This window comes from Alterinioella nitratireducens, from assembly GCF_013155465.1.
Classification (GTDB): Bacteria; Pseudomonadota; Alphaproteobacteria; order Rhodobacterales; family Rhodobacteraceae; genus Alterinioella; species Alterinioella nitratireducens.
In genome coordinates, this window is record NZ_JABJVX010000001.1 from 342,120 (window position 1) to 361,692 (window position 19,573).

Annotated in this window: 20 protein-coding genes; 9 read left to right on the forward strand and 11 right to left on the reverse strand. The window is 64.9% G+C overall.

The genetic code is table 11. The annotated features are described in order from the left end of the window. The first annotated feature begins 12 nt into the window (after nt 1–12). Together HNS34_RS01650 and HNS34_RS01655 are read left to right on the forward strand one after the other, a co-directional pair. Nucleotides 13–570 (forward strand): hypothetical protein, encoded by a 558-nt coding sequence (locus HNS34_RS01650; RefSeq protein ID WP_172317340.1) that lies wholly within the window; start codon nt 13–15, stop codon nt 568–570. 90 nt (nt 571–660) lie between these two features. After that, a complete protein-coding gene (locus HNS34_RS01655; protein WP_172317342.1) occupies nt 661–1,701 on the forward strand; it encodes a glycosyltransferase family 2 protein in 1,041 nt (346 codons plus the stop codon). A 3-nt stretch (nt 1,702–1,704) separates the two neighbouring features. Here HNS34_RS01655 and thrS read toward each other — a convergent pair whose 3' ends face one another. Further along, complete coding sequence (gene thrS / locus HNS34_RS01660) at nt 1,705–3,651, reverse strand: threonine--tRNA ligase (protein ID WP_172317344.1); 1,947 nt, start codon at nt 3,649–3,651, stop codon at nt 1,705–1,707. 261 nt (nt 3,652–3,912) lie between these two features. Between thrS and HNS34_RS01665 the strand changes: the two genes are divergently transcribed. The 4 genes from HNS34_RS01665 (at nt 3,913) to HNS34_RS01680 (ending at nt 7,538) form a co-directional block, all read left to right on the forward strand. Next, nucleotides 3,913–4,659: an alpha/beta fold hydrolase gene (locus HNS34_RS01665; protein ID WP_172317346.1), complete on the forward strand. Its 747-nt coding sequence runs from the start codon at nt 3,913–3,915 to the stop codon at nt 4,657–4,659. After that, nucleotides 4,652–5,635: an alpha/beta hydrolase gene (locus HNS34_RS01670; protein WP_172317348.1), complete on the forward strand. Its 984-nt coding sequence runs from the start codon at nt 4,652–4,654 to the stop codon at nt 5,633–5,635. Before HNS34_RS01665 ends, HNS34_RS01670 begins: the two co-directional genes overlap by 8 nt. Before the next feature lie 112 nt (nt 5,636–5,747). Next, nucleotides 5,748–6,755, forward strand: coding sequence for a hypothetical protein (locus HNS34_RS01675; protein WP_172317350.1), 1,008 nt, complete (start codon nt 5,748–5,750; stop codon nt 6,753–6,755). A 75-nt stretch (nt 6,756–6,830) separates the two neighbouring features. Further along, nucleotides 6,831–7,538 (forward strand): alpha/beta fold hydrolase, encoded by a 708-nt coding sequence (locus tag HNS34_RS01680; RefSeq protein WP_328700451.1) that lies wholly within the window; start codon nt 6,831–6,833, stop codon nt 7,536–7,538. Here HNS34_RS01680 and HNS34_RS01685 read toward each other — a convergent pair. After that, complete coding sequence (locus tag HNS34_RS01685) at nt 7,516–8,133, reverse strand: DUF6151 family protein (protein ID WP_172316748.1); 618 nt, start codon at nt 8,131–8,133, stop codon at nt 7,516–7,518. The genes HNS34_RS01680 and HNS34_RS01685 overlap by 23 nt on opposite strands. Then, nucleotides 8,085–9,356, reverse strand: a complete 1,272-nt coding sequence (gene phaZ, locus HNS34_RS01690) for a polyhydroxyalkanoate depolymerase (protein ID WP_172317352.1) — start codon at nt 9,354–9,356, stop codon at nt 8,085–8,087. Before phaZ ends, HNS34_RS01685 begins: the two co-directional genes overlap by 49 nt. Nucleotides 9,357–9,483: 127 nt before the next feature. Here phaZ and HNS34_RS01695 point away from each other — a divergent pair, with 127 nt between their 5' ends. The 3 genes from HNS34_RS01695 to phaR all read left to right on the forward strand — a co-directional run bounded on the left by HNS34_RS01695 (nt 9,484) and on the right by phaR (nt 12,620). Further along, nucleotides 9,484–11,295, forward strand: coding sequence for a PHA/PHB synthase family protein (locus tag HNS34_RS01695; RefSeq protein ID WP_172317354.1), 1,812 nt, complete (start codon nt 9,484–9,486; stop codon nt 11,293–11,295). A 145-nt stretch (nt 11,296–11,440) separates the two neighbouring features. Further along, on the forward strand, nt 11,441–11,890 hold the full coding sequence (locus tag HNS34_RS01700) for a phasin family protein (protein ID WP_172317356.1): 450 nt from the start codon (nt 11,441–11,443) through the stop codon (nt 11,888–11,890). A gap of 187 nt (nt 11,891–12,077) precedes the next feature. Further along, nucleotides 12,078–12,620 (forward strand): polyhydroxyalkanoate synthesis repressor PhaR, encoded by a 543-nt coding sequence (gene phaR, locus HNS34_RS01705; RefSeq protein WP_172317358.1) that lies wholly within the window; start codon nt 12,078–12,080, stop codon nt 12,618–12,620. 49 nt (nt 12,621–12,669) lie between these two features. Here the strand turns inward: phaR and HNS34_RS01710 are convergent, their stop codons facing one another. The 8 genes from HNS34_RS01710 to HNS34_RS01745 all read right to left on the reverse strand — a co-directional run bounded on the left by HNS34_RS01710 (nt 12,670) and on the right by HNS34_RS01745 (nt 19,565). Then, complete coding sequence (locus HNS34_RS01710; protein WP_172317360.1) at nt 12,670–13,881, reverse strand: DegT/DnrJ/EryC1/StrS family aminotransferase; 1,212 nt, start codon at nt 13,879–13,881, stop codon at nt 12,670–12,672. Nucleotides 13,882–13,990: 109 nt separating this feature from the next. Then, nucleotides 13,991–14,815, reverse strand: a complete 825-nt coding sequence (locus HNS34_RS01715; RefSeq protein WP_172317362.1) for an ABC transporter permease — start codon at nt 14,813–14,815, stop codon at nt 13,991–13,993. Next, nucleotides 14,812–15,693: an ABC transporter permease gene (locus HNS34_RS01720; protein WP_172317364.1), complete on the reverse strand. Its 882-nt coding sequence runs from the start codon at nt 15,691–15,693 to the stop codon at nt 14,812–14,814. Before HNS34_RS01720 ends, HNS34_RS01715 begins: the two co-directional genes overlap by 4 nt. 60 nt (nt 15,694–15,753) lie before the next feature. Continuing rightward, on the reverse strand, nt 15,754–16,494 hold the full coding sequence (locus HNS34_RS01725; RefSeq protein WP_172317366.1) for a transporter substrate-binding domain-containing protein: 741 nt from the start codon (nt 16,492–16,494) through the stop codon (nt 15,754–15,756). Between the two features lie 33 nt (nt 16,495–16,527). Then, entirely contained in the window at nt 16,528–17,307 is a 780-nt protein-coding gene (locus HNS34_RS01730) for an ABC transporter ATP-binding protein (RefSeq protein WP_328700452.1), read from the reverse strand. Between the two features lie 75 nt (nt 17,308–17,382). Then, nucleotides 17,383–18,174 (reverse strand): phosphate/phosphite/phosphonate ABC transporter substrate-binding protein, encoded by a 792-nt coding sequence (locus HNS34_RS01735; RefSeq protein WP_172317368.1) that lies wholly within the window; start codon nt 18,172–18,174, stop codon nt 17,383–17,385. Beyond that, nucleotides 18,171–18,611, reverse strand: coding sequence for a tellurite resistance TerB family protein (locus tag HNS34_RS01740; protein ID WP_172317370.1), 441 nt, complete (start codon nt 18,609–18,611; stop codon nt 18,171–18,173). Before HNS34_RS01740 ends, HNS34_RS01735 begins: the two co-directional genes overlap by 4 nt. Nucleotides 18,612–18,650: 39 nt before the next feature. Further along, complete coding sequence (locus HNS34_RS01745) at nt 18,651–19,565, reverse strand: PhzF family phenazine biosynthesis protein (RefSeq protein WP_328700453.1); 915 nt, start codon at nt 19,563–19,565, stop codon at nt 18,651–18,653. Nucleotides 19,566–19,573 lie beyond the last annotated feature (8 nt).

Sequence of the window (19,573 nt, forward strand, 5' to 3'; positions counted from 1 at the left end):
CGGGAGGCCGTCTTGGCGACACCGAAATTCCTGATGGCGGGCGCGCTGGCGCTGACGCTGCTTGCCGACCCGCTTGCGGCGCAGGAGGAGGTGCCGCTGGCCGACCGCTTTCACCCGACAGCGACCCATAGCGTGAATGAGCTGCGCCCGATCTGGAGCGCGCAGGGGATCCGCGCCTATGACCGCGCCATGGCCCGGTTTCCCGACCTTGCCGCCTGCCTGCGCGCGGACGATCCGGGGGCGGCCCCCGTTTTCAACTGGCGCGCGATGCGCAGCGAGGAGGCGGTCGAACTCTGCCTGTTCCTGAAAGCCGAGACGTTGGACGGTCCCGAGGCGCTGGTGACCTGGCTGGAAGGGCAGGGGTTCCGGGCGCAGGTGCTGAGCAACGTCTTTCCTGCTGGCACCCGGTTGGTGGATGCCGGTTTCGCGGGCGATCATGCCGACGCGCCAGTGTTTCGAGGCTGGAACTTCCTGTTCGCGCGCTGGTTCGCCGATGGCTTTTCCGTCGGTATCCGCTTCGATGCCGCCGACAGGCCGGTCTCGGTCAATCTGACGTTCAACTATCTCTAGGCGCTGCCCGGTCAAACCGCGCCCTGCGCCACATTGGTGCCACAAAACCATGGCTAATTCGGTGAAAAATAACCGAATAACGAGGCAGCGATGCGGATCACCGCGATTACCCCGATGCGAAACGAGGGCCCCTATATTGTCGAGTGGCTGGCCCATAACCTGCGCCTTGGGGTCAATGATTTTCTTGTTTTTTCAAACGATTGCAGTGACGGCACCGATCTGATCCTGGAACGTCTGGACGAATTGGGGCTGATCCGACACATGCCGAACCCCTCCACGCTTCTGAAAAACCCGCGCCACCACATCCAGTTGATCAAGTATATCAACAAGATGCCGCGCCTGCGGCGGTCGGACTGGGTGATCAACCTGGATGCGGATGAATTCATCTCGGTCAATACCGGCAAGGGGCGGCTGGAAGACCTGTTCAATGCCGTGCCCGAGGCCGATGCGGTCTCGCTCTCGCTGCTCAATTACGGCTGCAACGGGTTCCTGCATATCGCCGAGAACAACGCGCTCCAGACCGAAGCCTTCACCCGCTGCAACCCCAGGGGCGAGGGCTTTGCCGCAATCAAGAGCTTCATGCGCGGCGCCTCGCCCTGCCGGACCTTCGCCAATAACGCGCCCATCTATGATGCGAAGAACCGGCCCGATGTGGCCTGGGTCAATGGTGACGGGGCGCTGATCGACGCGGGCCGGGACGCCAAGGCCGTGAAGGGACTGCCGCCTGAGCAGTCAGGCCATGCGCTTGCCCATATCAACCATTACTCGGTGCGCTCGATGCAGGGGTTCCTGATCAAGCGCGACCGGGGCAGCGCCAATCCCATCGCGGGGGCCGAGACCTCGGACCTGCGCTGGAAGGATGCGCGGCGCTACTGGACCAAGCATGATCGCAATGACGTGGAGGACCGCTGCCTGGCCGATCGCGCCACGCAATTGCGCGCGGGCGTCGAGGAATTGCTGCGCGATACGGAATTGCGCGCCCTGCACGACAAATCGCTGGCTTGGCACCGCAAACGGGCGCGCAAGCTGCGCAAGAATCCCGACTATGCGGACCTCCTGAAGACCATCCGCCGCCTGCACCGCCAGAGCAAACCCGCCGAGCCGCAACCGGAGCTGCAACTGGCCGGGTAGGGGTCAGCGCAGGTCCGGGGCCACGGCCTCGGCGGCCAGATCGGCGGTGACGCTCTCCAGCGAGACCACCTGCGTCTGCTTCTCGCCCAACCGGCGCAGGGTGACCGTGCGGTCCTCGACCTCCTTGCGGCCGATGGCCAGGATCACCGGAACCTTGCCGACGGAATGCTCGCGCACCTTGTAGTTGATCTTTTCATTGCGGGTGTCGGCCTCGGCCCGCACGCCCGCCTTGGTCAGCGCGGCGACCACCTCGGCCACATACTCATCCGCCTCCGACACGATCGAGGCCACGACAACCTGCCGCGGCGCCAGCCAGAAGGGCAGTTTCCCGGCCCAGTTCTCGATCAGGATGCCGATGAACCGCTCGAAGCTGCCCAGACAGGCGCGGTGCAGCATGTAGGGCCGGTGCTTGGCCCCGTCCTCGCCGATATAGACCGCGCCGAGGCGCTCGGGCAGGTTCGGATCGACCTGGAACGTGCCGCATTGCCAGACCCGGCCGATGGCGTCGGTCAGCTTGAAATCCAGCTTGGGGCCGTAAAACGCGCCCTCGCCAGGGTCGAGCGTATAATCATGCCCGGTCTTCTTGATCGCGTTTTCCAGCGCGTTTTCAACGTGATCCCAGGATTCCTCCGACCCGACCCGCTTTTCGGGCCGGGTGGCGAACATGATCTCGAATTCTTCAAAGCCAAGATCGCGGTAAACCGAGGACAGAAACTCGATGAAGCGGGCGCATTCGGCCTCGATCTGCTCTTCGGTGCAGAAGATATGCGCGTCATCTTGCGTAAAGCCGCGCACCCGCATGATGCCATGCAGCGCGCCGGAGGGCTCATAGCGGTTGCACGAGCCAAATTCGGCCATGCGCAAGGGCAGTTCGCGATAGCTCTTCAGCCCCTGATTATAGACCTGCACATGGCAGGGGCAGTTCATCGGCTTGAGCGCGTTGATGGATTTTTCGCGCGCGTGCTCCTCGTCCACTTCGACGATGAACATATGCTCCTGATACTTGTCCCAGTGGCCCGAGGCCTCCCACAGCTTGCGGTCGACGACCTGCGGCGTGTTGACCTCGACATAACCGCCCGCGCGCTGCTTGCGGCGCATGTAATTCTGCAACTCGGTGTAGATGGTCCAGCCATCGGGATGCCAGAAGATCTGCCCCGGGGCCTCCTCCTGCATGTGAAAGAGGTTCATCTCGCGGCCCAGTTTGCGGTGGTCGCGCTTGGCGGCCTCCTCCAGCATGGACAGATGCGCCTTGAGGTCCGCCTTGGTCTTGAAGGCGACGCCGTAGATGCGTTGCAGCATGGCGCGGTCGCTGTCGCCACGCCAATAGGCGCCCGCGACGTTCATCAGCTTGAAGGCATCGGCGGGCACCTGGCCGGTATGCTGGAAATGCGGGCCCCGGCAGAGATCCTGCCATCCCCCGTGCCAATACATGCGCAGCGGCTCATCGCCCGGAATGGCCTCGATCAGCTCGACCTTGTAAGGCTCGCCGCTGTCCTCATAGTGCCTGATCGCGCGGTCGCGCTCCCAGACCTCGGTGCGCACGGGGTCGCGGGCATTGATGATCTCGCGCATCTTCTTCTCGATACGTCCGAGGTCTTCGGGGGTGAACGGCTCCTCCCGGTCGAAATCGTAATAGAAACCGTTCTCGATCACCGGGCCGATGGTCACTTTCACATCCGGCCAGATCTCCTGCACCGCGCGGGCCATGATATGGGCGCAGTCATGGCGGATCAGTTCCAGCGCGGGCGCGTCATCGGCCAGCGTGTGAATGGCGATCCGCGCATCCGTCCCGATGGGCCATTGCAGGTCCCAATGGGCGCCGTTCACGCGCGCCGAGATGGCCTTCTTGCGCAAGGAGGTGGAAATCCCCTCGGCCACCTCTGCGGGCGTGACGCCTGCCGGAAAGTCACGGGAATTGCCATCGGGGAAAGTCAGGGAAATCTGGGCCATCGGCCATGCTCCTCATCGGTTTGGCGCCTACGAAACGCCCGGTTGCGGGTGTATGAGGGGCCTAAATGGCCGCAGATCAAATCGCCGTCAACCCCGCGCCGGCCCTGCCCATCTTCTTGGTTCAAATACTCCCGCGGAGACGTCCGTCTCCGCCCCCGGTCGGATTGCCACGCAATTCGACCCCTTACTGCCCCGGCGTTGGCCTTGCGTGAGCCCGCTTCTCCGGCCACAACCTCGGCCAGGGACCAGCAGGAGGACCAGATGCAGCCGGACACGCTCAAGACCGATCAGAACCGCACCCTTGCCTATCACAAGACCGACGGCGCGGGGCCGGGCGTGGTCTTCCTCGGCGGGCTGAAATCCGACATGGAGGGGACCAAGGCGCTGCACCTGGAGGCCTGGGCCAGGCGCGAGGGCCGCGCCTTCCTGCGCTTCGACTATTCCGGCCATGGGCAGAGCTCGGGGGCGTTCACCGAGGGTTGCATCGGCGATTGGGCCGAGGATGCGCGTGCGGCGATCACGGCCCTGACGGAAGGGCCTCAGGTGCTGGTCGGTTCTTCCATGGGCGGCTGGATCGCCTGCCTGGTCGCGCGCGCATGCCCTGGCCGGGTCGCGGGGTTCGTCGGCATCGCCGCCGCCCCCGACTTTACCGAGGACAGCATGTGGGCCGGCTTCTCCGAAGCCGAAAAGGCCCGCATGATGGAGGAGGGTCAGCTCGCCTTGCCCTCGGATTATGGCGATCCCTACATCATCACCCGCCGCATGATCGAGGATGGGCGCAACCAGCTTGTCCTGCGATCCCCCTTGCGCATCGACGCGCCGGTGCGCCTCTTGCAGGGCACGGCGGATGCGGATGTCGAGATGTCGGTGGCGCTGCGGCTGCTGGCGCATCTGGAGGGGCCGGATATCGTGCTGGAACTGGTCAAGGGGGCCGATCACCGCTTCTCAGACGATGCTTGCCTGTCGCGCATCGTGGCCGCCGTCGAGGATGTTCTGGCCCATGCGTAGGCTCGGCAAAACCCTGGGCCGCCTGGCCCTCCTGCTCATCGTCGCGGGCGCGGCCTTCTGGTTTCTCGCCCCCCGCGAAGCAGCCATCCGTGGCGCCCCTTTCGCGGGCGATCTGAGCGACCCGGCGGGATACCTCGCCACCCGCGAGGCCGCCATTTCCGGCATCACGCCCGGAACGCAGGCGCGCATCGTCTGGGCCGGGCAGGCCGGGGCCACGACGCCGCTCTCCATCCTCTACCTGCACGGGTTTTCGGCGACCTCCGAGGAAATCCGACCCGTCCCCGACAATCTTGCCACCGCCCTCGACGCCAACCTCGTCTTCGCCCGCCTGCGCGGGCATGGCCGCAACGGGGCGGCGCTGGCGCGGGCACGGGCGGGCGACTGGATCGACGACACCGCCGAGGCGCTGGCCGTTGCGCGGGCCGTCGGCGATCGCGTGCTGATCCTCTCGACCTCGACCGGCGGCACCCTCTCGGTCATCGCGGCCACCGAACCCGACATGGCCCGGGATGTCCTGGGTCTTGCGATGGTCTCGCCGAATTTCGCCCTGGTGAACCCGGCGGCGGCCCTGCTGGAATTTCCGCTCGCCCGCCACTGGGTGCCGTGGCTTGTCGGGGCGGAGCGCAGTTTCGAGCCGCAGAACGAGGACCATGCCACCTATTGGACCACGCGCTATCCCTCATCCGCCGGGGTCACGCTTGGCACGCTGATGGCCGAGGCAAATGCCCGCGACTATTCCGGCGCCGATCTGCCCGCGCTCTTCCTCTTCTCCGATGCCGACCGGGTCGTTTCGGCCCCCGCCACGCGCACCTTCGCCCAAGGATGGCGCGGGCCGGTCACGCTGGTCCCCCTGGACCTGCCCGACGCGGGCGCGGACCCCTTCGCCCATGTCATCGCGGGCGACATCCTCAGCCCCGCCATGACCGAACGGGTGACGGATGAGATCGTGACCTGGGCGCGGGGATTGCAGGACTGACCGAGCGGGACAAGAGACGCCCAAACTCGCCGTCGCGCAACATATCTGTTGCGGCATCGGCCCCGTCTCTGCAACTCTGGCCTCAGGCATTTTCCAAGCGGAGAGTTTCGTCATGGGCGTTTTCAAGGCAGGGCTGGTCGCGCTGGCATCGCTGGTGCTGGCGGGTGCGGCTTCCGCGCAGGGCTGGACCGTGCGGACCGATTTCACCGAGGGCTGGTTCTTCGCGGGCGCAGGCATCGAGGGCGGGCCGATCAGCTTCAACTGCGCCGATCACTATCCCGGCGCGGACTGGTCCTATGGCGAGGGCGGGGGGCCGTATGATCCTTACATCATCCAGATTTCGATGAACCAGACCATCGGCGTGCCGGGCGAGGCAAACTGGGCCAATAACGCCCCGCGCAACGACGTGATCTTCGTCATCGGCAATACCGGCTATCAGCTGCCGGATGTGCGCTGGAACGAGATGGTGGGCGAATGGTCCACGCAGATCTCGATCGGCGACCCGCTGATCACGGCGCTTCTGGCGGGCGGCGAGGCGCAGCTTTGGGCCGAGGGCGCGCTGGTCGGCGACCTGCCCGCTGCGGGGCTGTCCAGCTCGGTGGCGGGCGCGATCAATTTCTGCGACAGCCACTGGATCGCCTCGGGCGCGCCCTTGCCGACGCACGCCGCGATCACCATGCAGACCCTGCGCGACAGGCCATCTTCGGGGGCCACCAACATGGAACAGGCGATGCTGGACTATGTCACCGGCATCTGTTCCGGCGCGGCGCAGGTGCGCGCCGATGCCATCGGGCGCAGCGATTTCGACGGTGACGGGGTCGAGGATGTGATGGTGCATTGGTCGGGCGTCTCGTGCCAGCAAGGCGATCTTGCCAATCTGCGCGGCGGCGGCAATTGCGGGGCGTCCAACTGCCTGACCTCGGTTTTCGTCTCCTCCGCGATCGGGGCGGGCAACGGACCATATGAGGTGCTTGCACTCAGCGCGCGGGTCGCCAGCGAGAGTGACAGCGACATCTTGCTTGGCGTGGATCCGGCCACCTGCTCCGTGCTTGGCCTGCAACCGGCCTGCATCGCGCGGCAGCGGTGGGACGGGGCGCAATTCGTGACCGTCGCGCGGTAAACCGGCCCGCGCGGCGCGTTTCGCATTGACCCCGCCCCCGCGGCTGGCGCACACCCGTCCGGCAACCTGTGAGCTGTGAGGCGTATCAAATTGGACCCATTGGTTTTTCTGCCGGGCATGATGTGCGATGCGCGTCTGTTCGCGCCCCAGATCGAGGCGCTGTCGCGCGAGCGCGCGGTGCAGGTCGCATGCCTGGCCGGGCATGACAGCGTGCGCGCCATGGCCGAGGCGGTGCTGGAGGCCGCGCCGGAACGCTTCGCGCTGGCGGGTCTTTCGCTTGGCGGCATCGTGGCGATGGAGGTCATCCGCAAGGCGCCGGCCCGCGTCACCCGTCTGGCGCTGATGGCGACCGACCCGCTGACCGACACGCCCGACATGGCGGCAGGCCGCGAGGTGCTGATCGCGCGGGCCAGGGGCGGACGGCTGGAGGAGGTGCTGCGTGAGTTCCTGCCCGCACAGACCCTCGCCCCAGGTCCGGGGCGCGCCGGCATTCAGGACGGGTTTGTGCGCATGGGGCTGGAGGCCGGGGCCGAGCAGTTCGGCGACCAGATGCGCGCGTTGCAACGCCGCCCCGATCAGCAGGGCACGCTGCGCCGGGTGCAGGTGCCGACGCTGGTGATGGGCGGCGCGCATGACCGGATGTGCCCGCCGCGACGGCATGAATTCATGGCCCAGTTGATCCCCGGCGCGCGGCTGGAGATCCTTGAAGATGCAGGGCATTTGCTGACGCAGGAGGCACCCGGCGCGAGCCTTGAGGCGTTCAGAGTGTGGCTGTCCGCCTAGGGGCAAGCTCGGGCTCGGCGACCGGCGCGCCGGTCTCGTCGAAGAACGGTGTCTGACGCCAGCGCCCGCCAAGGCGCGCGGCCAGGGCGCGGCGGTAGAAGCGCCAGATCATGCGCGCCAGCCCGATATGCCTTGGCTTGGTGTCCATGAACCCTTCGGCCAGGACAGGCCCGAGCGGCGCGATCTCGGACAGGCAGGATGTCTGCACGCCGACAAAGGCGGGTTTCGGGCCCCGCGCGGTGTTGAACATCGGCGTGCCGCAGCATTTGGCATACCAGCGGTAGAGGCCCTTGGGCGACAGTTTCATGACGCCCAGATGCTCGGCCCCTTGTGCGATCGCGATCCTGTCGGGGGTGGTCTGGAAGATGCCGACCCCCTCTGCCCGCGTGCCGGGGATGCCATAGAGGTCCAGCGCGCGGCGGCAGCTTGCACAATGGCACAGCGCATGGGTGCCTTCATCGGGATCGACGGATTTCAGCGTGCCCGTCAACGCGCCGCAGCGGCAGGAAAACCCGATATCCGTGCCGCCGCGCGCCATGGCCCGGCCTACTCGGCGGCGACGCCCGAGGTCACCGGCGTTTTCGGCACGTCGCAATTCGCGTCGATGAAATCCAGCACCAGGGGCCGGATCTTGTTGCGCCAGCTTTTGCCCGCGAAGATCCCGTAATGGCCCGCATCGGGTTCCAGGTAGCTGGCCTTCTTGGACTCGGGCAAGCCGGTGCATAGCCGCAGCGCGGCGACGCATTGACCGGGGGCCGAGATATCGTCCTTGCCGCCCTCGACGGTCTTGACCGCCACGGTGGTGATCTTGCCGATATCGACCTGTTTGCCCGCCACGGTAAAGCGGTTCTCGGCAATCTCCAGCCCCTTGAAGATGCGTTCGACGGTGGAGAGGTAGAACTCCGCCGTCATGTCCATCACGGCCAAATACTCGTCGTAGAACCGGTTGTGCTTGTCGTGTTCGGACGCCTCGCCCTTGGCGACGCGCATGATCTGGTCGGTGAAGGCCTTGGCATGTTTCTCGGCATTCATGGCGATGAAGCTGGAAAGCTGCTGCAGGCCCGGATAGACCATCCGCCCCGCGCCCTTGTACTTGAAGCCGACGCGTTGCAGCACGTGCTGTTCGAGCTGGCCCATGGTGACGCGGTTGCCGAAATCGGTCACATCCGTCGCCGCCGCGTCTGGGTCGATCGGGCCGCCGATCAGCGTCAGGGTGCGCGGCTGCGCGTCGGGGTCTTCCTCGGCCAGGTAGGCGGTGGCGGCCAGCGCCAGGGGCGCGGGCTGACAGACCGCGATCACATGCGTGTCGGGGCCGATTTCCTTCATGAAGTCAACGAGGTAGAGGGTATAATCCTCGACGTCGAACTTGCCGACCGAAACCGGGATGTCACGCGCATTGTGCCAATCCGTGATATAGACGTCACAATCGGGCAATAGGCTGAGGACGGTCGACCGCAGGAGGGTCGCATAATGACCGGACATCGGCGCCACCAGCAGAACCTTGCGGCCCGTGGGCTCGCGCCCCGCGACGTTGAAGCGGATCAGGTCGCCGAAGGGGCGTTTCTGCACCACCTGGATCTCGACCGAATGGTCGCGCCCGTCGGCGCCGGTCATGATCTGGATGTTCCAGTCGGGCTTGACGACCATGCGCTCGAAGCTGCGTTCCATCACCTCGCCCCAGGCGGCGGTGATCTTGATGGCCGGATTCGCGACCAGCCCAAGCTGCGGGTAGGAACACATCGCGCGGGCGGTCGCGCCGAGCCACTGGTTGGACACGCGGATCGATTCCATCATGTCGTATGTAAGTAGGTATTTCATCCCCGTGGGACTCCTGCAAAACTGTGATTTGCCCGGTCACGCTTGGCCCGGTTCAATTCGTCGCTTTGCCCCCTCACCCCGGCAAGGCTAATATGCACATGCAGCATCGAGAGGGTAAAATCAAGCCATGGCACAAGGTGACGACACGACCGAGACCGGGACGGAGGAGAATCTCGACCGGCTGAATGCCAATCTCGCCCGCATGGAGGAGCTGTCTAAACGCATGGTCGCGGCCCTTGGCCAGAAGGACCTGGCCACCGATGCCGGACTGACCGGGCCGGGACAGGACTTCTACATGAAGGCGGGCTCGGCCTATCTCAATGACATGATGACCAATCCGGGCAAGCTGATCGGCCACCAGGTGGCCTATTGGGGCCGCGCGCTGGAGCATTTCACCGAGGCGCAGAAGGCGCTGGCCGCCGGTCAGCTGGAGATCCCCGAGGATGAGGACGTGCCCGACGACCCCCGCTTTGCCAACCCGATGTGGCGCACGCATCCCTATTTCCGCCTGGTGCGCCAGCAATACGAGCTGAACGCCGATGCGATCAACATGGCCGTCAAGGATCTGGACGGGCTGGATTCGAAGGAGAAACAGCGGGTCGAATTCTTCTCGCGCCAGATCATCGACCTGTTTGCACCGACCAATTACCTGGCCACCAACCCCGACGCGCTGCAAAAGGCGGTCGAGACCGAGGGGCAGAGCCTGGTCGACGGGCTGGAGAACCTGGTGCGCGATATCGAGGCGCATCACGGTGAGCTTCTGCCGACGCTGTCGGACCCCGACGCCTTTACCGTGGGCGAAAACATCGGCGCGACGCAAGGCAAGGTGGTCTTTCGCAACCGGATGATGGAGCTGATCCAGTATGCCCCCCTGACCGAGAAGGTCCACAAGACCCCGCTGGTCATCTTCCCGCCCTGGATCAACAAGTTCTACATTCTGGACCTCAAGCCCAAGAACAGCCTGATCCGGTGGGTGCTGGAACAGGGCTATACCCTCTTCGTGGTCAGCTGGAAGAACCCGGACCCCAGCTATGCCGATGTCGGGCTGGAGGATTATGTCGAGGAAGGCTACGTGCAGGCCGTCGAGACCGCCAAGGAGATCACCGGCGAGAAACAGGTCAACGCGGTCGGCTATTGCATCGCGGGCACCACGCTGTCCGCCGCGCTGGCCTGGATGCAGAAACGCGGCGACAAGTCGATCAAGTCGGCCACCTTCTTCACCACGCTGACCGATTTCTCCGACCAGGGCGAGTTCACAGTTTTCCTGCAGGACGATTTCGTCGATGCGATCGAACGGCAGGTGACGGAAAAGGGCATCCTCAACAGCTATTTCATGTCCAAGACCATGAGCTTCCTGCGCGCCCGCGACCTGGTCTATGGCCCCGCCGTGAAAAGCTACATGATGGGCGAGGCGCCGCCCGCTTTCGATCTGCTCTACTGGAACGGCGACAGCACCAACCTGCCGGGGCGCATGGCGGTGCAATACCTGCGCGAGCTGTGCCAGAAGAACGCGCTGGCCGAGGATGGCTTCAAGATCCTGGGCGAGACGGTGCATCTGCGCGACATCAAGCTGCCCGTCATGTCGATCGGCACCAAGACCGACCATATCGCGCCCTGGCGGCAGTGTTTTGTGGGGTTCGAGAAATTCGGATCGAAGGACAAGACCTTCATCATGTCGGAATCGGGCCATATCGCGGGCATCGTCAATCCGCCCTCCAAGAAGAAATACGGCCATTTCACCAGTGGCGAGATGGGGCAGGGCCCGGATGCCTGGGAAGAGGCCGCCGAGTTCCACGAGGGATCGTGGTGGCCGCGGTGGGAAGCCTGGCTGAAAAAGCGCTCCGGCGCGCAGGTCGCGGCCCGCGTTCCCGGTGAGTCGGGCCATGAGATCCTCGGCGATGCCCCCGGAACTTATGTGTTGGAAGGGTCAACCTCCTGAATTTGAACGGTTTTGCGAAAATATGCTGCGGTGCAGAAAAATATCTTGAAATTCTGCAACGCAGCGCGCATATTCTTTGCAGACGCAGCAATGCGGACCGACACATTCATCCCCCGGCACCGGGGCGAACATCAGGAGCAAGACCATGGCCAAAGCAAAGACCACCGACTTCACCGCCTATGTCAACGAAGCAATGGCGAACTTCCCGGTCGACATGACCGCCTATAACGACGCGTTCAAGACCTCCGCCGCAATGGGCGAGAAGTTCTCGAAAGTCGCTCTGGAAGCCGCCGAGAAATCCACCGAGATCTCCTCGAAGTGGACCAAAGACACCCTCGCCAAGATGTCGGACGTGACCTCGGTCAAATCCGAGCCGACCGACTACACCAAGGCGATGACCGATTTCGCCTCCGCGCAGGCCGAAATGGCAGCTGAAAACCTCGCCTCCTTCGCCGAGATCGCGAAAAAGGTGCAGGTCGAAACCGTCGAGCTGATGATGGCCGCTGGCAAGGAAGCCTCCGAGGAAGCCTCTGCCGCCGTCAAGAAAGCAACCGCCGACGTGACGACCGCCGCCAAGAAAGCGACCGCCGCGTAAGCGACAGACAGGACGATCACGGGGCCCGGGGTTTCCTCCCGACCCTGCCCCCGTGACATCCAGAGGAACGGTCTCCCGAAAGGGGGGCCGTTCTTTTTTATGTCCGCATGGCGATTGCATTTTCAATCCAGCGGGCTAGGCTGCGAATGCTGCATTGCAGTGTAACGGATAAGGGAGAGGGGTTGCCATGAGTGACGCCAAAGCGCCGCTGCTGATCAAGCGCTATGCCAGCCGCAGGCTCTACAACACCGAGACCTCGGATTACGTGACGCTGGAGGATATCTCGGGCTTTATCCGCGACGGGCGCGAGGTGAAGATCGTCGATCTGAAATCGGGCGATGACCTGACACGGCAATACCTGCTGCAAATCGTGGCCGAACATGAAAGCCGCGGCGAAAGCGTGCTGCCGATTGCGGTGCTGACCGACCTCGTGCGCAGCTACACCACGCAGGCGCAAAGCGTGGTGCCCGAGTTCCTGGCGATGTCCTTCGACATGCTGCGCGACGGGCAGTCCAAGATGGTCGAGAACATCGCCGCGATGAACCCGATGGCGAAAATGCCGGGCTTCGAGGCGATGCGCGCGCAGCAAGAACAGTTCATCAAGGCGATGACCGGCGGCATGGGCGTGCCGCGCGATGAGGAGGGTGACGAGAGCGGCAACGCGGAGGATGAACTGGCCGAGATCAAGAAACAGCTCGCCGACCTTCAGTCGAAACTGAACAAGCTCTGATCCGGGCGGGGAGAATTCTCGAAAAATTCTCCCCTGAATTTTCGAAAATTCAGGTCCCGTATGCCTGGGTGATGCCCTTGATGTCCTCGGCAGCCTCGATCAGCGCGCCGGCGACGAAATCCAGCTCACTTCGCGTCAGCCGCGCGGGCAGCCGCACGTCGCAGGCGCGCATCAGCATGGCACGGGTCTGCGGCAGATCGGGCAGATCCTCGATGAATTGCCAGTTCCAGAAGGCGCGCGCGTTGTCGCGGCTCAACCCGAAAATCTGCACCTTGACGCCACGCGCGGCCGCCGCATCGGCAAAGGCCCGCGCCTCGGCATCGTCGGCAAAACCCACCAGGTTGAACTGGATCGAATCCGGCGCACGGGTCTCGGGGGTCAAGGGCGGCGGCACGTCCAGCCAGGGCGAGCTGTTCAGCGCCTCCGCGACGTAATCGTGATTGGCGCGGCCATCGCGCACCCGGCGGGCCAACTCGGGCAATTGCGCCCGGATGATCGCGGCGGAGAGGTTCGACAGGCGCAGGTTGTAGAGCGGCAGCTTGTTCTGCCAGCGGGCAAACGCGGCCTCCAGCGCCGGATCGCTGCCGCCGATATGCTTGGCCCAGTTATGCTCATAGGCGCCCGACATGATCACGGCGCGCGCGACCAGGTCGGCATCATCCGTCACCAGGATGCCGCCCTCGCCGGAATTGATCAGCTTGTAGGACTGGAAGGAAAAACAGCCGACGCGGCCCAGGGTGCCGATATTGCGCCCGTTCCAGAGCGTGCCGAGCGAATGCGCCGCATCCTCGACCACCGGCACGCCCGCGGCATCGCAAAGCGCCATGATGGCGTCCATATCGGACGTATGCCCGCGCATGTGACTGATGATCACCGCGCCGACCTCATCGGTCAGCTTGGCGGCGAAATCCTCCAAGTCAATGCGGTAGTTCTGCCCGACCTCGACCAGCACAGGGCGGCAATTGGCATGGATCACCGCCGACGGCACGGCGGCGAAGGTAAAGCCCGGGATCAGCACTTTCGTGCCCGGTTTCAGCCCCAGGCCAAGCAGCGACAGGAACAGCGCGGCGGAACACGACGACACGGCCAGCGCGTATTTCGTGCCCAAAAGCTTGGCAAACTCCCGCTCCAGCAACGCCACCGGGGCGTTTTCCGGCGCGGTGTAGCGGAAGAGGTCACCGGTTGCCAGCAGGCGGTCGATCTCGGCGCGGGCGGCCTCGGGGATCGGCTCGGCGTCATAGACATTGGGCGCAAGCGTCATGGTTTCACCTTTTTGAAAGCCTGTATTTCATTTTTCTTTACATCGGGCGCGGGCAAAAGGACAGGAAAAACCGCGCCGGGCGGTCACTTGGGCGCAGATCTGTGGCGGATCAGCGGATCAGGGTGGGGCGGAATTTCAGGCGCGCGCGGCTTTCACCGGGCAGATGCCGGTTCAGGCGGCGATTGATCAGCGAAAAGCCCGCGATCACACTCAGCGTCACGATGATGAAATAGACCGCGACGATCGGGTAGGGGACGAAGGGGTTGAAGGTCCGGTCCGCGAAATACTGCGCGTAATAGAGCGCGTCGCCCTGTTGCCGGAAGGCCGGAAAGCCCGACAGGAAGACCAGCGTGGTGGCGTGGAAAAGAAAGATCGCCTCGTTCGTATAGGCGGGCCAGGCAAGCCGCATCGTGGTCGGGAAGACCACCCGGCGGAAGCGTTTCCAGCCCGAGAGGCCATAGGCATCCGCGGCCTCCAGGTCGCCCTTGGGAACGGAACGCAGCGCGCCGTAGAAGATCTCGCCGGCATAGGCGGAGGTGTTGAGGAAGAGGACGATGGCCGCGCCGAGCCAGGCCCGCGCGAACGGGTCGGTGAAGGCGCTGATGTCATAGCGGCCGATCTCCTCGGGCAGGTTGACCAGCGCGTAATAGGCCAGGAAGAACTGGATGAAGAGGGGCGAGCCGCGAAAGACGAAGATGAACCATTCCGCCGGTTTGCGCGCCCACGCCCGGGTCGCGTTCTTGCCCACGGCCAGCGTCACCGCGAAGACGAAACCGGTGAGCAGCGCCACCAGCCCGAAATAGACGTTCCAGATCAGGCCGGACCCGATCAGCGTGACCTGTTCACACAGCGTGATCTCGCCGCGCGGCAGCAGGCGCTCGCCATAGCCCAAGGACCGGAAGGCATAGGCCTGAACGGTGTCCCAGCAGCTCATGCCCCCGCCCTCCGCTGCGCTTCGCCTGCCATGGTGGCCTGGCCCCGGCTGAGCCGCGTGGTGAGCCGCGCCAGCACGACCTCGGAGATCCGGGTAAAGCCGAGATAGAAGATCAGCAGCGCAAGGAAATACCACAGCCGCCAATCCGGGTGGGGATAGGCGAATTGCGAGGTGCGCGAGCCGCCAAGCTCCCGCGCCCAGTAGACGATGTCTTCCACGCCCAGAAGGAACAGAAGCGGGGTGGCCTTGATCAGGATCATCCAGAGGTTGGAAAGCCCCGGCAGCGCGTAGATCCACATCTGCGGCACCAGCACGCGCCAGAAGCTTTGCCGCCGCGTCATGCCATAGGCCTCGGCGGTTTCAAGCTGCGCGCGCGGCACCGCCCGCATCGCCCCGAAAAGGACATTGGCCGCGAAGGCCCCGAAAACGATGGCGAAGGTGAAGACCGCGACGCCGAAATTATAGACCTCATGCACCCATTGCGGCGAGGAGGAGAGCGGGATCTTGGCCGCCTGGCAGACGGTGAAATTCGCGCCCTGGCGTATTGGCTCGTCCCAGTCGGGACATCGGATCTGGTGGTTGATCCATTCCAGCGCCTGATCCAGCGCGATGACGAAGAAGAGGAAGAACACGATATCCGGCACGCCGCGCACCATCGAGGTGTAGACCTGGCCGAACCAGCGCAGGGGCGCGATGTGACTGCGCGAGGCGGCGGCCCCGGCAAAGCCGAAGGCCAGCGCCACGGGGGCGGTGATGGCGAGCAGCAGAAGGACGGTCAGGAAGCTCTGATAGAACAGCAGATGCACGCCATTGGTCAGATAGCAGGCGAACCATGGGCCGGTTTCCAGCGTGGAGGGGTCGGCGCAAAACTCGAACATCGGACCTCGGGATGCGAAAAGGGGGTCGGGCGCAAGGCAGAGGCCCTGCGCCCGCCGATCTTACATGTCGTCGTAGAGCGGCACGTCGTCGCCGAACCACTCGACCAAGAGCGCGTTCAGGCTGCCGTCTTCCTTCATCGAGGTGATGGCCGCGTCGAAGGTTGCCAGCAATTCCTGATCGTTCTCGCGCAGGCCCATGCCGATCCCACCGCCAAGCGGCACCGGGTCGCCCACGACCATCAGGTCGGGATCTTCCGCGGTGATATCCAGCAGGAAGCTGTCATCGGCAAAGACCGCGTCGGCCTCGCCGTTGCGCACGGCGGCCACGGTCTCATCGGGCGTTGCGTATTCCAGAAGCGTGGCACCGGATTCGGCGATGTAACCCGCCTGGATGGTGTTGGCCTGGGCCGCGATCACGGCACTGGACAGGTCCACATCATCGCTGAGCGCGACATAGAGCGACGGGGTCGGCGGGATGTAGTTCTGCGTGAAATCAATCACTTCGTCGCGCTCGTCGGTGATCGACATGCCCGCGATGATGGTGTCGTAATTGCCCGAGGTGAGGTTCGGGATGATCGAATCCCAATCGTTTGTGACCCATTCGCAGGTCAGCTCGGCGCGGGCGCAAAGCTCATCGCCAAGGTCGCGCTCGAACCCGTCCACTTCGCCATCGTCATTGATGAAGTTGTAGGGGGGATAGGCGCCCTCGGTGCCCATGCGGATGGTGCGCTCATGGCTGTCGGCCAGCGCAAACCCGGCGCTCAGCGCCAGGATGGTGGTGGAAAGAACCAGTTTTTTCATGTCTGTAACTCCCTGATTTGGTTCGGTTCGTCCTCAGGCCGAAACGGTATGGCTGAGGAATTGTTGCAGGCGCTCGGTCTTGGGGGCGCCAAAAAGCGTGTCGGGCGGACCTTCTTCCTCGATCCGGCCCTGGTGCAGGAACACCACATGGTCGCTGACATCGCGGGCCAGCCGCATGTCATGGGTGACCAGCAGCATGGTGCGGCCTTCACCGGCCAGATCCTTGATGACCTTGACGACCTCCTGCTCAAGCTCGGGGTCCAGCGCCGAGGTCGGCTCGTCGAACAGAAGCGCGCGCGGCTCCATGCAGAGCGCGCGGGCGATGGCGGCGCGCTGTTGCTGGCCGCCGGACAGTTGCGCGGGCCAGACATCGCATTTGTCGCCGATCCCGACCTTGTCGAGCAACTTGCGTGCGCGGGCCTCGACCTCGGCGCGGTCCTCGCCCAACACGGTGACCGGCGCCTCCATCACGTTTTGCAGGATCGACATATGCGCCCAGAGGTTGAACTGTTGGAACACCATCGACAGGTTGGTGCGGATGCGGCGGACCTGGCCCGCGTCGGCGGGGCGGCGGTTATGGCCCGTGCCTTTCCAGCGCACGGCCTCGCCCTCGAAGCGGATCTCGCCCTCCTGACTGTCCTCCAGCAGGTTGGCACAGCGCAGCAGCGTGGATTTGCCCGAGCCCGACGAGCCGATCAGCGAGACGACATCGCCAGCCCTGGCGGCCATGTCGACGCCCTTCAGCACCTCCAGCGCGCCATAGCTCTTGTGCAGGCCCGTAATTTCGATGACGGGCGGCGTCTCTTGCGTCACGTTGGTCCTATCCCTCCCCGGAGCATTGGCGATTTGTGCGCATTATCGGCCCAATTGCAACGCCGTTCTGGCGGGTTACCCGTGGTCATCCGCCGGAGTGACGGGGTATTCGGGCATATCGGCAGGGTCGGGCGGCAGCGGCTGCGCCAGATAGTCGCTGGCGGGAATGCGGGCCAGCCCGACCAGGCCAAGCATCTGGCGATCCTCGGGCGCGAGCGCCGCGATGGCCTCCTCGACCGCGTTCGCAATGGCCTCCGCGTCCTGGCCCCTGGCGGTGATATAGGGCAGGGCGGGGGTTTTCCTTGTGCAGCTGCGCTCGGTCAGGCGTTCGCTCCAGGCGTCGTGGCGCAGGATGAGCCCCCAGGTCTGCGCGTCGAGCGCGGCGATGTCGGCGCGGCCCTCGGCCACCATCCGGGCCGAGTTACGGTGCCCGCCCGAAATGAGCGGCCGCGCGGGCGTCATGCCGATGCTCTGCGCGAAATCGTGGAACGCGGCCCAACCCGATTGGCTGAGCCCCTCGTTGATCGCCACGCGCCCCGCCATCAGCGTGGTCAGCGGCACCGCGCCATCCGACGCCCGCGCGATGATGACCGAGTTGTAATAGCCAGGAGCACAGCCCGGCAGGCCGAAATCGGGGGTGCCGACAAGTTGCACCTGTGCGTGAAGATGTGCGCGGAAGGGCAACCCGCAGGTCTGCGCCAGCACCAGATCGGGCGATTGCCAGAGCGTCCAGAGGTCATCCGTGCGCGTCAGGTCATCGGGCGCGTCGATCTCCCGCGCCCGCAAACCGTCGCGGATAAGGCCCCAATAACGATCGGTTGCCGCCGCCGTCTCGGGCCGGTCATACATCGGCAGGGCGGCGATCATCCCCGCGCTTCGACCCGTTGGCGGGCCAGCGCACTATCGCGGTCGTTGATGCCAAGCAGGTTCGCCGTCAGCCGCAGCATCGCGTCCTCCTCGTGGTCGCGCACGCCATCGGCCAGCACCACGGACCACAGCGCCTCGATCACCGCCTCGCGGTCCTCATGCGGCACCGCCTCCTTGATGGCGCGTGTGAAGCGGACGGTGTCGGGGGCCTCGGATTCCAGCACTTCCGCCTCGGCGCGCAGCTTGGCGACGTTGAGCGGCCCGACATCGTGACGCGCGGCCAGGATGCGGTCGATATGGGCCTTTTCGCTGTCATCATAACTGCCGTCGCTGCGCGCGATGCGCACCAGAAGGGCGGCAAGCGCCAGTTTCGCCTCCGGGTCGGGCAGAGGGGCGGGGTCGGGGGCCGTCAGGCGCTTGAGCAGATCAGCAAACATGGATGTCAGATAGTCCCGATCAGCGCATCTGCCAAGCACTCACGCCTCGGGCGGCGTGATCCGCCCCGACATGATCGGCACGGCTGTGCCCGCGACGCGGATCGCCGTGACCTTTCCATCCTCGCAATCGACGCTCAGGCCGATCTGCGACGGACGGCCCATCTCGACGCCCTGATGCAAGCTGAACCGCGTCGTGCCCTCCCCGATCTGCGCCGAGGCGTGCAGTTGCGCGGCAAGGATGGCCGAGGCCGAGCCGGTGGCGGGATCCTCGGCAATCCCGTGCCCCGGCGCGAACATGCGGGCGCGGAAATCGCAATCCTTCCCCCGCGCATAGACATAGACCGATTCATTGCTTTGCGCCGTCAGCCTGCCCCAGGCGGGTTGCGTGGGCTGCGCGCGGGCCAGCGCATCGAGGCTGGCCACCGGCACATAGAGGAAATCCGGCCCCCCCGCCCACATCGCGGGCGCGTGGCTGTCAAAGCCGATCTGCGCGCGCTCCAGCCCGAGCGCGTCGGCGATCAGGTCGGGATCGACGGGGCCGGGATGCGGGGTCGGCAGCACCGGCGCGGTGAACTGCGCAGTGATCTTGCCCGATTTGCAGGTGACGGTGACGGGAACCAGGCCCGCCATTTCCTCCAGCGTGATCAGGTCGGTCCAGTCCTCGCCCGCCTGCCGCGCCCTGGCCAGGTGGATCGCGCAGCCGATGGTGGGGTGCCCGGCAAAGGGGATCTCGGCGGTGGGAAAGAAGATGCGCACCCTGGCGGCGTTGGCGGGGTCATCGGGCGTCTGCACGAAGATGGTCTCGCTGAGGTTGAACTCCCGCGCGATCAGCTGCATCTGCGCGGTGGTCAGGTCATCCGCCCCCTCGACAATGGCCAGCGGATTGCCGCCATAGGGCGCGTGGGTGAACACATCGCAGGTGGCGAAGGGCAGGGCGGTCATCTTGCGTCTCACTCTCGGAT